This is a genomic window from Burkholderia lata, assembly GCF_902499335.1.
Classification (GTDB): Bacteria; Pseudomonadota; Gammaproteobacteria; order Burkholderiales; family Burkholderiaceae; genus Burkholderia; species Burkholderia lata_B.
In genome coordinates, this window is sequence record NZ_CABVQK010000004.1 from 1 (window position 1) to 13854 (window position 13854).

Annotated in this window: 20 protein-coding genes and 1 pseudogene; 10 read left to right on the plus strand and 11 right to left on the minus strand. The window is 59.7% G+C overall.

All coding sequences use genetic code 11. From position 1 onward, the window contains the following. Nucleotides 1-112 precede the first annotated feature (112 nt). Entirely contained in the window at nt 113-469 is a 357-nt protein-coding gene (locus BCO18175_RS10570) for a hypothetical protein (protein WP_174980587.1), read from the plus strand. A 28-nt stretch (nt 470-497) separates the two neighbouring features. Here the strand turns inward: BCO18175_RS10570 and BCO18175_RS10575 are convergent, their stop codons facing one another. Then, on the minus strand, nt 498-734 hold the full coding sequence (locus tag BCO18175_RS10575; RefSeq protein ID WP_089445526.1) for a hypothetical protein: 237 nt from the start codon (nt 732-734) through the stop codon (nt 498-500). Between the two features lie 72 nt (nt 735-806). Between BCO18175_RS10575 and BCO18175_RS10580 the strand changes: the two genes are divergently transcribed. Further along, nucleotides 807-1142: a hypothetical protein gene (locus tag BCO18175_RS10580; RefSeq protein WP_174980588.1), complete on the plus strand. Its 336-nt coding sequence runs from the start codon at nt 807-809 to the stop codon at nt 1140-1142. Nucleotides 1143-1150: 8 nt separating this feature from the next. Continuing rightward, on the plus strand, nt 1151-2239 hold the full coding sequence (locus BCO18175_RS10585) for a hypothetical protein (RefSeq protein WP_174980585.1): 1089 nt from the start codon (nt 1151-1153) through the stop codon (nt 2237-2239). Here BCO18175_RS10585 and BCO18175_RS10590 read toward each other — a convergent pair. Both BCO18175_RS10590 and BCO18175_RS40525 read right to left on the minus strand, forming a co-directional pair. Then, nucleotides 2208-2450, minus strand: a complete 243-nt coding sequence (locus tag BCO18175_RS10590; RefSeq protein WP_089445524.1) for a hypothetical protein — start codon at nt 2448-2450, stop codon at nt 2208-2210. The genes BCO18175_RS10585 and BCO18175_RS10590 overlap by 32 nt on opposite strands. Nucleotides 2451-2646: 196 nt before the next feature. Then, a pseudogene (locus BCO18175_RS40525) lies at nt 2647-2856 on the minus strand (hypothetical protein). Between the two features lie 37 nt (nt 2857-2893). Here BCO18175_RS40525 and BCO18175_RS10595 point away from each other — a divergent pair. From BCO18175_RS10595 to BCO18175_RS10605, 3 genes are all read left to right on the plus strand, one after another. Next, nucleotides 2894-3190, plus strand: coding sequence for a helix-turn-helix transcriptional regulator (locus BCO18175_RS10595; RefSeq protein ID WP_240202006.1), 297 nt, complete (start codon nt 2894-2896; stop codon nt 3188-3190). A 240-nt stretch (nt 3191-3430) separates the two neighbouring features. Next, complete coding sequence (locus BCO18175_RS10600) at nt 3431-3853, plus strand: NUDIX hydrolase (RefSeq protein ID WP_174980589.1); 423 nt, start codon at nt 3431-3433, stop codon at nt 3851-3853. 68 nt (nt 3854-3921) lie between these two features. Continuing rightward, on the plus strand, nt 3922-4221 hold the full coding sequence (locus BCO18175_RS10605; RefSeq protein WP_122947501.1) for a hydrogenase maturation factor: 300 nt from the start codon (nt 3922-3924) through the stop codon (nt 4219-4221). Between the two features lie 20 nt (nt 4222-4241). Here BCO18175_RS10605 and BCO18175_RS10610 read toward each other — a convergent pair whose 3' ends face one another. The 3 genes from BCO18175_RS10610 to phaP all read right to left on the minus strand — a co-directional run bounded on the left by BCO18175_RS10610 (nt 4242) and on the right by phaP (nt 5626). Then, a complete protein-coding gene (locus BCO18175_RS10610; protein WP_174980590.1) occupies nt 4242-4577 on the minus strand; it encodes a hypothetical protein in 336 nt (111 codons plus the stop codon). Between the two features lie 333 nt (nt 4578-4910). After that, entirely contained in the window at nt 4911-5108 is a 198-nt protein-coding gene (locus tag BCO18175_RS10615) for a hypothetical protein (RefSeq protein ID WP_122947503.1), read from the minus strand. 167 nt (nt 5109-5275) lie between these two features. Then, the gene (gene phaP / locus BCO18175_RS10620; RefSeq protein WP_174980591.1) at nt 5276-5626 is read right to left on the minus strand and encodes a TIGR01841 family phasin; all 351 of its coding nucleotides are present in this window, start codon (nt 5624-5626) and stop codon (nt 5276-5278) included. A 502-nt stretch (nt 5627-6128) separates the two neighbouring features. Between phaP and phoU the strand changes: the two genes are divergently transcribed. Further along, nucleotides 6129-6836 carry a phosphate signaling complex protein PhoU gene (phoU, locus tag BCO18175_RS10625; RefSeq protein WP_122947505.1) on the plus strand — a complete coding sequence of 236 codons (708 nt, stop codon included), beginning with the start codon at nt 6129-6131 and terminating at the stop codon, nt 6834-6836. 528 nt (nt 6837-7364) lie between these two features. On the opposite strand, the gene BCO18175_RS10630 is transcribed toward phoU, so the two are convergent. Continuing rightward, nucleotides 7365-7574: a hypothetical protein gene (locus BCO18175_RS10630; protein WP_122947506.1), complete on the minus strand. Its 210-nt coding sequence runs from the start codon at nt 7572-7574 to the stop codon at nt 7365-7367. A 54-nt stretch (nt 7575-7628) separates the two neighbouring features. Between BCO18175_RS10630 and BCO18175_RS40535 the strand changes: the two genes are divergently transcribed. Then, a complete protein-coding gene (locus tag BCO18175_RS40535) occupies nt 7629-7784 on the plus strand; it encodes a helix-turn-helix transcriptional regulator (RefSeq protein ID WP_236027678.1) in 156 nt (51 codons plus the stop codon). A gap of 70 nt (nt 7785-7854) precedes the next feature. Here BCO18175_RS40535 and BCO18175_RS10640 read toward each other — a convergent pair whose 3' ends face one another. After that, complete coding sequence (locus BCO18175_RS10640; protein ID WP_174980592.1) at nt 7855-9129, minus strand: tyrosine-type recombinase/integrase; 1275 nt, start codon at nt 9127-9129, stop codon at nt 7855-7857. A gap of 221 nt (nt 9130-9350) precedes the next feature. Continuing rightward, the gene (gene ribA, locus BCO18175_RS10645; protein ID WP_069260282.1) at nt 9351-10001 is read right to left on the minus strand and encodes a GTP cyclohydrolase II; all 651 of its coding nucleotides are present in this window, start codon (nt 9999-10001) and stop codon (nt 9351-9353) included. A 177-nt stretch (nt 10002-10178) separates the two neighbouring features. Between ribA and BCO18175_RS10650 the strand changes: the two genes are divergently transcribed. Then, nucleotides 10179-10640: a CBS domain-containing protein gene (locus tag BCO18175_RS10650; RefSeq protein ID WP_174980593.1), complete on the plus strand. Its 462-nt coding sequence runs from the start codon at nt 10179-10181 to the stop codon at nt 10638-10640. 157 nt (nt 10641-10797) lie between these two features. Here the strand turns inward: BCO18175_RS10650 and BCO18175_RS10655 are convergent, their stop codons facing one another. Continuing rightward, nucleotides 10798-11127, minus strand: coding sequence for a DUF4148 domain-containing protein (locus BCO18175_RS10655; protein WP_174980594.1), 330 nt, complete (start codon nt 11125-11127; stop codon nt 10798-10800). A gap of 512 nt (nt 11128-11639) precedes the next feature. On the opposite strand from BCO18175_RS10655, the gene BCO18175_RS10660 reads away from it, so the two are divergent. Then, nucleotides 11640-12038, plus strand: coding sequence for a GreA/GreB family elongation factor (locus tag BCO18175_RS10660; protein WP_174980595.1), 399 nt, complete (start codon nt 11640-11642; stop codon nt 12036-12038). A 175-nt stretch (nt 12039-12213) separates the two neighbouring features. Here BCO18175_RS10660 and BCO18175_RS10665 read toward each other — a convergent pair whose 3' ends face one another. After that, entirely contained in the window at nt 12214-13299 is a 1086-nt protein-coding gene (locus BCO18175_RS10665; protein WP_174980596.1) for a porin, read from the minus strand. Between the last annotated feature and the right edge of the window lie 555 nt (nt 13300-13854).

Here is a 13854-nt window from a genome sequence, read left to right on the forward strand (position 1 = left end):
TAGATGTACTACGCTGTCTCAGGGTGGGTCAGATTTAGATGAAATCGGTGGGTTAAGACTCGGTGGAAATCAACACATCAGCCAATGAAGCTTGACCCCCAAGGAATGCACCATGACCACCATCGATATCACCTCGCTCACGAAGGTTGAGCGCAGCATCATCCTTTACGCGGAATCGTGCAGCGTCGAATACGGCGGCCTACTCGAAGGCATGCGAATGAACGACGCCGATCTCGTCTCCCTGGGACGGTTCGAGGACGCCGGCATTCTGTCATTCGGCCGCGTTCCCGCCGCGCTGCTGGAACCTCTGTCGCATTACGGCCGGAAGCCCACGCATTGGGTCACCTTCACGGACGAGGCCTGGCAGCTGGCGCATCTGCTGCGACGCGAACGAGCCGCACGCGGATCCGCATCCCGCAAGCAGGTAAACGAGCTGCTGGCCGAGAACCTTAGCCGAGGAAAGGCCTAGCTCTCGAATTGACGGCCGAGGACGCAGATCACTCGTCGGGACCAAGCAAAACGTCAATCGCCGCCTGCCCTGCGATCTCGGCCACGAGGTATGCCCAGCGTCGGGTAAATGGGCCATTTCGAAGCTTTATCCGATGTCCGCGCGCACCAAGGATACCGAGATTGTCGTGACCCTTTATCTGGAACGTGACGTCGTACATGTCCGGAGCAGATGAGGTCAGTTGGACATCAATTTCAAAGCCGCGGTACTGGATAGTTCGCTGCATGACGACCTCCGCTATGTGAGTCCGAGCCTAGCACGAATGCAATACAACCTTCCGACGTCCTGAGGACCACACATGATCACCACACCGATGCTGCAAAAAATCCCCGTCGTGCGTGACCAAGACGGCTATTTCATCCACCCCGATTTGCTCCACTTCTGGACGGTCATGATGGACAGCGCCGAGCACTGCACGAAGGAACAGTGGGCCGCGCTCGAGGCGCAGGCCGGCATCAAGACGTCGATCTACTACCTCGAATCCGAGCCGGCAGATCATCCGGCCGTCGTGGCGTATTGGGAACGCGGCGAAGGTGTCTCGCTCTGGAATCCCGATCCGGAGCCAGGCTGGTGGCTGATCGAGATCGGCGACAACGACGACGGCCCGTACGCCGTATATGCAACGCACGCGTGAGGAGCGCCATGACCACGACCACCGATAAGAGCCGCGCTGATGCGCTGACGCGCGAATCGATCGAAGCGGTCGCGCGCAAATACGCAGGAGCCTACTTCACCGGGCTATTGTTTCAGGACGCGGATTCGTTCGCGCGATTCTCCGACGAGCTGATCCTCGTCGCATCCCCTGTCGAGCAGCACGAAGCAGTGCCGGCCGTAGAGCTTTCGAATGTGCACGAGGTTCTGACGAGCGGCAAAGGCTTCTGGCGTACCTGCTCGGGCTGTCACGAATCCGAAGACGGGCATCCGGTCGGCGAATACCCGTACAGCGACATCCTTCAATGCGATCTCGGCGCAGGCTGCGCCGAATGCGGGGGCATCGGTGCCGTTTGGGACAACACCGATTATGACGATTTGGTCGACTTCCTCGAAAGGCGGGAAGCGGACGCCGACGCCAAGCAGCCCGAACCGCCAGTGACCGACGAGTGGGCGGCGTTCGATTACGACGATGTGGTTTCGATCTGCGACGCGCACGGCATTGGCCTGCCGGTGGACTGCATTGAAATGGTCGTCGAGATCGTGCGCCATGCCGCCCCGCCCGCGCAGGTCGCCACTCGGCAGGGGCTGACGGATGCGCTGCGTCAGGCGCGGGAGGAACTGGCCCAAGTCGAATGGGAGAACGATCCACCGGCGCGCATTACCGACCTGTTCTCGACGATCGACGCCCTTCTCGTCGCTCAGCAGCCGGAGCCGCGTGACGCGATCGAGCGTTCGAAGCGAATCCTCACCGTCGTAGACGATTACCACGAGAAACCGACGCGCGATACGCGAACTGCACTTCGAGTCGCCCTGATGTACGAGTTTCAGCGGGAGCCGCGCGCCGAGGTGACAGACGACGATAAGGTGTGTGCCGAGCGGTATCGATGCCTACGGCGCGGCCAGCGCTGGAGCGTGATCAACGGCATTGGCGACACGCTGCGCGCCGATGAACTCGATGCCGCCATCGACGCCGCCCGCGGTCACGGCTGGGATAAAAACCCCTGGGTGTGGGTTGTTGAATTCCGGACTGGACGGTGTCTTGAAACTACTCCTCCCCGAAACTCCCCTCGTCGATGAGCAAATGACAGTAGGCGTCGGAGGCGTCGAGTGCCAGGCCCTCCGAAATGAAAGTGCCAGGCACGCTCATCTGCGAAATCACGGTTTCGGTGGTGCCGTTCCAATGGCGCCGAAGAACATCTATCGTGCCGCGCCACTGGCCATCGTCGCCGAAATTTGCAGAGACTCGGTAGAAATAGCCACGATATGGCTTGAATTCGTCCAGGTCCATTGCTCCCCCCGCTCGCCGATCAATCATCGTAGCACGCGGCGGCGACTGAGATTTCGGGAAGCGGCACACTGTTTGAGGTTGACGGCGCACTTTGGCAGGCGTGCCGCGAAATTTACGACGCCACCGCTATATCCGGATCTCGTTTGGTCGCCTCAATCTCGACGTCGTAGCAGAGATAGGTGTTGCTCCTGCTCCGTCACGCGTACCGGCTCAGCCATTCTTCAGAATAATTCTTCGCGCAGGCAACAGCCTCGGCTTCAGTGCCAAACACGCCAAGATTCCGAAACGCAGCTTCCCGGCTGAATCCCAACTTCGTTACTTCGACCTAGGCGGCGTACTTGCCATCCTCCGCCACGCGCGGTTCGCAGTTCATCTCGTACCCGCGAATCACAAATTTCTTCTGCATTGATTCAACACCATTTTGAGACAGAGGGATCTGTAGCATGTCCGCATCGACCAAAATGAAACCGCTCTACCTCGATCTACCCGCTGTGGCGACCGCTCTTTCGCTGTCGGAGGCGACCGTCCAGAAACTGGTAAGAGAGAGCAAATTTCCGAAGCCTCGGCTGCTCTCCGATCGGCGAGTTGCCTGGCTGACGCGCGAGGTAGAAGCCTGGGCAGAAGCATGCCCGGAATCGGACCTCGCACCTCCTCCCAACACTGGCCACGGCAACCGGCGCCGCAAGGTCACTTGCGCAAGCCAAGACTCGACCTCTCAGTCAGCGGCGGATCAGGTCTGAGATTGCTTGGCCGTCACTTCATCAAGGGCCGTGATCGACCCACTGCGGCCGGTCATTTGAATAACTTACGGATGGCAGGTCTCAGGCGTGCAACGGTCATCGGACTTGGTTACTGGCCCGTCGTTGGCGCCCACGACGTTGCGCTACGATATTCGTCACGTACGTGGTAATTCACCACGAGTGAGGTACTATCCATCCGGCCGAAATTGGGCCTTTATCCCACGCAACGTAACCAGAGCCATGTCCCCTCGATCAAGCACGCCAGATCTCAAAGAGCGAGCCACCATCGTCTGCCGTCAAGGGCAGAAAGTTTTGCTCGTGGCGCGTACCGCGTCGCGCTGGGCACTGCCGGGCGGCACCATTAAGTCTGACGAATTTCCCGTTGATGCCGCCCATCGTGAACTCAGGGAAGAAACGGGTTTAATCGGGCTGAAATTGACCTATGTTTTCCAGTTCGGGGGATTGACGAAGCTGCACCATGTGTTCGTGGCCGACGTTCCTGTGCACGCCAAACCACAACCGGGCATGGAGATCAAGCGCTGTCGATGGTTCGGACATTTCGAGGTAACTTCGCTTCCGACCAGCGTGCCCACACTGCAGATCGTCGAGCTTCTATACAATCGTTCACGCGTAAGCGCAGAAGGTGTGTCTGCGGGCCGATAACGTCGCCATCGGACACCCCGGATTGGATGAGCCGACTGCAACGTCAATCCGAACATGTCGAGGTACCGATGAGCAGCACGTACGATTATCACGGTTACACGATTGAGGTGCGATGCGAAGTCGATACCGGCCTCGCTGATGCCTGCACCCAGATCACGAGCAACGGTCGGGGATACGTTGTGGTTGTGCAGGTTCGAATGAGCGACACGTCTGCGCTACTCTTCACGCCGGTTCGACTGGCCGGCGATCGCGGGAAGCCGTTCGCCGAAAGTCTGGAAGCGGTGCGTGCGGGGCGCGCAGCAGGCCAGATCATCGTTGATGACCTGCTGCTGAGCCTATCGATGTGTGACCGGCAATCGCGGAATTAGCGGGGTAGTGCCTGCTTCGTTCAGTGTCGCTTTTTGCGCGTCATCTCATGACCTGCGTACACGGCGAGCAAGACGCCGAACATCACGGCGCTAATGGCCAACGACTCATCGAAATTGCCGGCGCCGTTGACGAGTTTCGAGGCGATTCCGAGGCCGATTCCAGTCGCTACCATTAAGACACCGGCAATCACCCCCCAGATCGGCCCAGCCGGCACTTCTTCAGGATTCCGCATATTGCCCCCGGTACTTGGTTGTTTTCCGATCATGTCGGTAACAAAAACCGATGACAAGCCATTGCGAGAGAGTGGAACCGGCAGCACATCGAGCGTGTAGCCGGTTTCTACTCCTTGATTCATTTTTTCAGCGAACAGCGTCTCATCGTTTCACTGACCTTGAACCGGCTCGATGCGCATGTGTCCATCGACACCAGTCGTGGTGATCCAAGTTTCTGAGCAATTCCGCACGGCGATGCTCGCGGCGATAGTGGCTCGCGACAGCGAGCGCCGCGAGGGCCAGCACGAACGTCCCGACCACGATCCCAACCCATGATCCGTCCATCGTTGCCTCCGTCATTGCGTCCAGTCCTGGCGACGGCTGACTCCCACCTAGTCTGAGAGTTATGGTCGATTATCGCGCTGCCCTGCTGGCTTGGATAGACTAGGCAAGCCTTGTCGAATTGCCCAGTCTGCCTAACGAATTCGTGAGACCGCTTTCAGGACAGCGTGACCTTCGGCCGTCACCAGAATATGTCGATCTTCTGACGCCGACGGATCAAAGGCAATCAGTTGGCGCTCCAGTAACGTGAAAAGCTCTTCGCGGTCGGATTCAATCTGGTCCGGGGCGTCCCACGCCATCATCAACTTGGCGATTTCGTGCGGACTCGGCATCGTAAGCTCCTCGCATCGAATATGGATGCATGCGCAGACACATGGCGACGCCACATCGCTGTGGTACCAACAACAACGCGACCCCGGTCAATGACCGCAGCCGAAACAACGCGGTCAGCATGCTTGTTGTAACGTCCGTGCGGGCCGGTATATGCCTCGCAAGACGGTTAGCCGCGCGGAAGGCCGCGGGAATGCAATTCGACTTGCGATCCGACGATCTTCAACCATTCTGCGTGAGTGTTGGACGCAATGGCGGCAAGTTGACTGCCATACGACAGCGCAATCTTGGTGCTCGATTGCAACAGCATCGTATGGTGTGCGATGGCATGCTCCGGAGCCTTGTGCGACAGCGCTTCAGGCCAATACGACCGGCTTTCGGTAAGCGCCTGTCGAGCCGTTTGCAGGTTGAGTTGAATCATTTGCTCGCAACCGTGGAACGCCTGGTTCGCGAGCGCAAACATGGCGGCCACCGTGGCTTTGCTTGAGGCAACCAGTTGGTCCGGCGTGAAACCCGTCATTTGTACGCTCCCTTGTGCAGTTCGACGCCTGCCCGAACGACTCGGGGGCAAGGGCAAGCTGGGCAAACCCGACTCTTTCCCGTCAGAGCGCAATGTTAATTTAGCGGGAACATTCTAGCTTGATCGTATTGAATCGGGGGGGCGCCACCCTATAGGTGGATGCCCCAGTTCGGAAACGTTACCAGCCGGACCGATCAAGCAATCATGCGAAACGACATGAAACTCGGGTCGTCCGACGGCCGTAACCCAACAGTCCACTCGACGTCGGTAGGTTCCTGCACATGGCTTCGAGCGCGCTGAGGGACAACCGACGAGTTGCACCCAGCTCGTGTCAGAGCAGTGAATATTGGTCGCGATAGACAGTGCCACATTCTTCTGACCACAATGAGGCAACCAAGTTTCTTGGCCGCCAACTGCATCACGGGCGGATGCCTCTTGTAGGCAGTCACCGAACTAAAAGCGACGATAACAGTGCCGGTCAATACGTCGACGGGAGCTCTCCATGGCATACAAACATATTTCAAGTCACTTCGACGCTGAACTGCAGCATCTGTCGTCCAAATTTCTCGAGATGGGGGGCATCGTTGAGTCGCAATTGAATGATGCGATCGCGGCGCTGAACCACTTTGACTTGGAATTGATCGAGAATGTCATTGCCACAGAGCATCGTCTCAATGAGATGGAAGTCGAGATCGACGCGGAGTGCTGCAACGTGATCGCGCGACGCCAACCCGCAGCGTCCGATCTGCGTCTGCTAGTGGCAATCTCGAAGGGCATCACCAATCTCGAGCGTGCCGGCGACGAGGCGCGTAAGGTTGCGAAACGGACCCTGCGAATCACCCAAGAGGGAGCCGGCATCAAGATCAACATCGCGGAAATACTGTTGTCCGGTCAGTTGGCAGCGGCCATCCTGCGCCATGCCCTCGATGCATTCGCTCGACTCGACACTAGTGCCGCAGCGCAAATCTTGCGTGAAGACGATGCGATCGATGACCAGTACCGCGGGTTCATGCGCAAGTTGGTCACGTACATGGCTGAGGATCCTAGTGTCATCACCGCCGCGCTCGACTACCTGGCCATCGCATCGGCCATCGAACGGATTGGTGACCATGCGACGAATTTGGCGGAACTCGTCATCTATATCGTCAAGGGAACGGACGTCCGGCATTTGCCCCGCGAGCTGATCGAGCGAGAAGCCCTGCGCAAATGAAGGGCTGACAACGCGTCGAGCCGCCCAAGGGATTGAGCGTTACGCGACGGCCATGCGTGGCGCACGGTGGCCACGCGAAGGGAATGGCAGCTCACCAGCGCAGAACAGACGTCTGAATGTCTGGGCAACCGTGCAAGCGGATGACTCTGCGTGGCCGAACTGAGTCAGCTGAACATACGCTGTCTCGTCTAGTCCAGGCTTATACAGATGCCCCCATGACCGCGCGCCCCTACCCAACCACGCTTACGCCGGCCCTGGGCCACGCACTCGGCATGATGGTTTGAGAGACCGGGCAGATCAGAGCTAATACGTATCAATGCCGCGCGCCATCGACCAAGAACCAGATGCGCGCCTCCGGCACTGCCGCTACGGAACGTGAAGACGAGGCGCCACATATTGGGCACTGATAGTGCTCTTCGAACGGACTCCCATTCCGCGTAACCACTCCAACCAGCTCGAGATGTCGTGGCTCAATATCGGCAGATGCACCATGCATTGCAATGCAGGCACTGCATGGGGTATCGATCGTCACGCGTACCGGCTCAACCACTCTTCCGAAAACTTCTTCGCGTAGGCAACAGCCTCGACCTCGGTATCGAACGTGCCGAGCGCGCGGAACGCGGCCTCACGGCTGAATCCCAACTTCGTTACCTCGACCTGGGCGGCGTACTTGCCGTCCTCCGTCACGCGCGGTTCGCAGTTCATCTCGTACCCGCGCATCAAAAATTTCTTCTGCATTGATTCAACACCATTTTGAGACGGAGGAATCGTAGCATGCCCGCATCGTCCACCATGAAGCCGCTCTACCTAGACCTGCCCGCAGTCGCGACAACTCTCTCGCTGTCGGTAGCGACCGTTCAGAAACTTGTGCGCGAGAGCAAATTTCCGAAGCCGCGGCTACTCTCCGATCGGCGCGTAGCCTGGCTGACGCGCGACGTGGAAGCCTAGGCAGAAGCGTGCCGGGAATCGGACCTCGCGCCTCCGCCAAACATGGGCCACGGCAACCGACGCCGGCGCACTACTTCTTCGGATACTTCAGCGCAAGCTCGTCAAGAAACTGGCCAAGGCGCGTGAGCCATTCACGCCGCTCGCGATCGTAGTGGTGCCGGTTGTACACGCCGGCTACGCCTGGCTGAATATGGCCGAGCACCGCCTCTGCAACATCATGGGGGCATCCAAGCGCCGCGAGCATTGTGCGGGCGGTACGGCGCAGATCATGCGGCGACCAGTGAGTCACCGTCAGGCGCGGCCGACTGTGATGCGGCGCCTGTTTGCAGTAAGGCTGATGGTAGTAGATGCCATGCGAAATTACGGTCTGTTTCATCATTTCGCCAGTCGACGTTGGGAACAGAAATCCGTTCACGGCTTGTTCCTTGCGCCGTCGCACAATGGCCTCCGCTCGGCCCGTGATCGGAACCCGCAAATCCCCCGCCTTCGACCGCCAAGAGTTCTTCGTTTTTTCCTTCGGCACGGTCCACCAGAGGCCATCGCTTTCCTCAGCGATTTCGTGCGCCTCCATCGAAATGATTTCGCCGCCGCGGGCGCCCGTCCACAGATACAACGTGATCGCGTCGGAAACCGTTAGGCTCATATTCGGCAGCCAGCGGAGCAGCGTGCCAATCTCATCCTCGCTCAATACCCGCTTTTTCGTGCCCATGGCGACGCCGTCGATCGTGCGCCCCTTGCTGCGAAGCTTGCCGCGCAGGATCATTCGCCACCAGTTCGGCGTTCCGTCGGGGAGTCGGCCGGCGTCCATCGCATAGTCCCAAGCGCCGCCCAGTTCCATCCGAAGTCGCGCCGCGAGCGCTGGCGTCGCCCGGTACGAATCCAGAAACTCGAACGCCTGGGCGCGGGTGATCGACGCGGCTGGAACGCTCTCGATCGGTCCCAGCATGGCTTTGAACATTCGCCTCACCTCGACGACGCCCTTCTCCTTGCGGTTCGGCTCGAGATAGCCGCCCATGTAGTCGAAACACACCTGCTTGACGGTATAGGCGTCGACAGAGCGAGAAGCAACAACCGCGGCACGCTTCTCACGCTTTGCGGCAGCGGGATCCGCCCCAGCATCACGTTCGGATCGCTTTTGCTCCCACTCAGAGATCGCCGCAGGGAAACCCATGGCTGGCCATTCGCCGAGCTTCACCTGGCGCATCCGGTCGTCGATGGGGGATTTGTATCGGTAGATCCAAGATCGGCGGCTTTCGCTCGCCTGGAAGCGAAGTCCGGGAAACCCGTCAAAGGTCATATGTTGGCCCGCAGGCAGCTTGCTCGCGGTACGTGCGTCGAATCTCATCGGCGGTCGGCGTAGGTTTTTGTTGGAGGCCGGGACCGCAGCGTAGCTTTTCGGTCTGGCGTAGGAAAATGTTACGCCAGAGTGCCAAGTTTTCGCCTATTTCGTCAAGTGCAGCCAAGGCACCTGACAAACGCAACTTTCCGCTCAAACCCTTTACCAGAAAGACTTCGAGGGGTGAGAGCCAGATGGAGCAAGGGGCTCCGCAGAGCCCCTTGTTTTCGCTACTCGTTTTCCTCGAAGTAATGCCCGAACTTCGTCTGCTTCGTGCGGATATAACGTTCGTTTTCCTCGCGCACGGGCACCGCAAGCGCCACGCGTTCGCAGACGGGAATACCGTGCTTCGCGAGCGTGTCGAACTTCGCCGGGTTGTTGCTCATCAGCCGCACCGACGTCACGCCGAGGATCCGGAGGATCGCGGCGGCCGAATCGTATTCGCGGGCGTCGTCGGGCAGGCCAAGATCGAGGTTCGCCTCGACGGTGTCGCGCCCCTGCTCCTGCAGCGCGTACGCGCGGATCTTGTTGCTCAGGCCGATCCCGCGCCCTTCATGGCCGCGCAGATACAGCAGCACGCCGCGGTCTTCGGCGGCGATATAGCGCAATGCGAGATCGAGCTGCTCGCCGCAGTCGCAGCGGTACGAGCCGAACACGTCACCGGTCAGGCATTCGGAATGCAGCCGCGTCAGCACGGACTGCTCGCCGGCGACGTCGCCCATCACGAGCGCAAGATGTTCGGCATCGCTGCCCGATACGCGGAAAGCGTACGACGTGAACGTACCGTAGCGCGTGGGCAGCGACGCGGTAGCGACGAGCGTCACGCACTCGTCGGCCTGGCCATTGCCCGGCGTGGGCGATTGGGGACGCGATGACATCATGAATTCAATCGAAACGTTCAGGAATGTAGGAGTTGTGTGGATAGTGCGTGACGGGAGTTTACCGCTAATCTGGAATCGTCACGCGACTGCCGCCACCTGCGCGGCTATACTGGGCTCGTCGGGTGACACACATCACGCCCTGCCTGCCCAGCATCGACCTGCACACGGAGAAAGCGAATGAGCACGACTGTCGCGCAGATTCTCAAGGCCAAGCCGGATTCGGGCCGCACCATCTACACCGTCACGAAGACCGATTTCGTCTACGACGCCATCAAGCTGATGGCGGAAAAAGGCATCGGCGCGCTGCTGGTCGTGGACGGCGACGACATCGCGGGCATCGTCACCGAGCGCGACTACGCGCGCAAGGTCGTCCTGCTGGATCGCTCGTCGAAAGCCACCCGCGTCGAGGAAATCATGACCGCGAAGGTGCGCTACGTCGAACCGTCGCAATCCACCGACGAGTGCATGGCGCTGATGACCGAGCACCGGATGCGCCACCTGCCCGTCCTCGACGGCGGCAAGCTGGTCGGCCTCATCTCGATCGGTGACCTCGTCAAGAGCGTGATTGCCGATCAGCAGTTCACGATCAGCCAGCTCGAACACTATATCCACGGCACGCCCGCCGTCACGTCCGCCTGACCCGCCCCAGCAAAAAAGGCCCAAACGCGCGAGCGTCTGGGCGGAAAGCCGCCGGAATGCGGCGACGGAGGTTCTGCTCCTGCGGGCGAATGACGCGCACAACTCGCGCGCGTCTCGTCGATTAAGCGGTGCGCTCGGGCAGACCCGGGGGCGTTCTTCAGTTGCCGAAGTAGACCGAGTTCACGGGATTCGGCGCTTCCCGCGTCACGCGACGGCCGGCTTGACCGGCACCCGTCGCCACGGCACCGTAACCGCTCGTATCCGCTTGCGCGAGCATCGGCTGGTTCGGTTGAATCCGTTGTTCGGCGGCCTGGATGTTGTCCGGATACTGCGAATCGCTCGCCAGCGGCTTGTAGCCGTTCTGTTCGAGTTGCACGAGCTCGGCCTTGACCTGGTCGCGGGTCAGCCCCTGCTCGGACTGCGCAAACGATGCGATCGGGGCTGCAAGGACGGATGCGGCGATGGCTGCGTAGATGATCGACTTCATGATTTACCTCCGGAATATGTTCTCTTATGGCGTCGCCTCGGCAGGACTGTCTGAAGCGATTGAATCCAGTGTAGTTCTCGCCACCCCAAGGGGAAACCCTTAGTTTGAACATACAGCGTTGCGATTTTGACAAAAATCGCCGGCTTTTTCCGGATGACAGCGCTGCAACTTGCGTCACCTGCACAACAATCGCTGACGAAATGCCGACAGCCAAATCACATATTCCGAAGGTTGTGTTGTAGAATCGTAAGGTTTTATTCGTCAGTCGATCTTCCACCCACCATGTACGCGCTCACGCCCCTTTCGGTTTCGCCGTCCGGCCCCGCCGGCGTGCGCGCGCGCGCCGGTCATACGGCGCATCCCCTCGCTCGACGCACGGCCCAGGCGCCGCTCGCCCTTGCCCGGCGCCTGATCTGACCGCTCGGTCTCCTCCCGGAGCCAGGTCAGACAGGCTCCGGGCGATCCTCATAGGCACGCCCCGCCTGCCCCTGCCGATCATTTGGAGAACTGCCATGAAACAACGCCTTTACCAGTTGACCGAACTCGACGTTGCTCGCCTCGAGAAGCACGCCGAACACAACCCGCGCTTCCAGTCGATGCTCGATACGCTGCTCGAACGCGCCGACATCGTCCAGCCCGATGCCATCAAGGCGAACGTCGTCACGATGAACTCGCAGATCACGCTGCTCGACGAAGCAACCCAGGAACAAGCCACCTGGACGATTGTTTATCCGGACGCCGCCAATCTCGAGCTCGGCCGCCTGAACGTCTTCTCGCCCGTCGGCATGGCACTGCTGGGCACCCAGCGCGGCCAGCTGGTCAAGGTGATGCAGCCGAGCGGCGCCGAAAAGCTGATGAAGGTCGCCGCGATCGTGTTCCAGCCTGAAGCCAACGGCGAATACACGCGCTGAGCCACCTGCCGGCGGCACCGCGCCGCAACGGCGCACCACGAAAAAAGCGAGGCATGGGCCTCGCTTTTTTGCATCCGGACGACGCGAATCGTCGACATCACATCCCGCAGACGAAAAAAAGGCGCCCGAAGGCGCCTTTTTTGATGCTGCGAAGCGGGTTACCCCGCCGTCACGCTTAGAAGCGGTGACGCAGGCCAACCGTTGCTGCGGTTTGGTTGATCGACGAGCTCGACGCGGTGTCGAGGTTGCCGTTGTAGATGCCCGTGCCAACGATGTTGTTGCCCTTCGCACCACGCTGGTACACAGCTTGTGCGTAGACGTCGGTGCGCTTCGACAGAGCGTAGTCAGCTTGAACGCCGAACTGGTTCCAGTGCGAGCTGCCGTTGTTGACCTTCGCGTTCGTGTACGTGTAAGCAGCGCCCAGGCCGAGAGCCGGCGTCAGGTTGTACTTTGCGTTGACTTCGTAGTTGTCAGCGCGCAGCGTGCCAGCACCGTTAGCTTGGTTGTCGATACGCGATTGCGTCCATGCAGCGCCGACTTGTGCCGGGCCGAATGCGTAACCAGCAGCAGCGCCGTACGTACGGACGCGGCCTTGTGCGTTGATCGACGATGCGCCGTTTGCGTTCGTACCGTCACCCAGGTTCGCTTGCGAGTATGCAGCTGCGAGCTTCAGGCCTTGGAACTGGTATGCAGCACCCGCGCTGTATGCACGGTTGTTGCCGAAGTTCGTGTTGTTCGAGAACGAGTACGTGCCGCCGAATTGCAGGCCAGCGTAGTTAGCGCTCGTGTACTTGATCGAGTTGTTCAGCGCGACGTCGCCGTTCGTGCTCAGACGATCGTTGTTGATCGGGTGCGCGAAGTACGTGCCGCCCCACGAGCCCGTTGCCGTCAGCGGCGCCAGGTAGTCTTGCGTTGCGTCGTATTGCTTACCCAGCGTAACCGTGCCGTACTGGCTCGACAGGCCAACGAAAGCCTGGCGGTTGAACATGCCGCCGTTGTTGCCCAGCTTGCCGTTACCGATGTTGAAGCCGCTTTCCAACGTGAAGATTGCCTTCAGGCCGCCACCGAGGTCTTCCGAACCACGCAGGCCGAAACGGCTTTGGTCAACGCCCGAGCCCATCGACCACAGCGACTTGCCGCCGACGTTGCTTTGGTAGGTGATGCCTGCGTCCAGCACGCCGTACAGCGTGACGCTGCTTTGTGCGTGAGCGACGGTAGCAAACGATGCTGCAGCTGCTGCAACGATCAGAGTCTTGTTCATTCGTGGAGCTCCCTTCTAAAAAGAGGCAGGTCTCGCGACCTTGTTCATAAACGGTCTGCAACCGCCCGGGAGCGCCATCGATCCTGCTGGCCGCGCCCGGATAGTTGCCCGTTTGGGAACCGTGAGTTTAGGGGTGTACCCTAGGGGAGCGATCCGCAAATAAAGAAATAAGCTTTTCCAGAACTAGAAATAATGAAAGTGGGGCCGAGTTATAAGTATTTGTTTTGATGTTTGTTTTTGACTTCTTGACGGGGGCTTTTTGAAGGCATTCATCGCACCATTCTTTCATGTCATCGTCTTGACGGTTGCATAGAAACAACAAACGGATTCGGCGCGACACCCCGGAATCGGCAAATTTTACCCGAATCAGTCTCGAATTTCAGGCGCCGGGCACCTAAAACGCATCCGCCAGCCAGTAAACAGGGCGCGATGTTCGTATCGCGGGCAACACTCGTCAGCTGCAGAAGAATAGAAAGGCCGGTCTCCGCCTGCCGGCGGTTAGCCCGCCCGCCGTGACACACCGTAACAGCCTTAACCGCTCGCGTAACCCGGCCG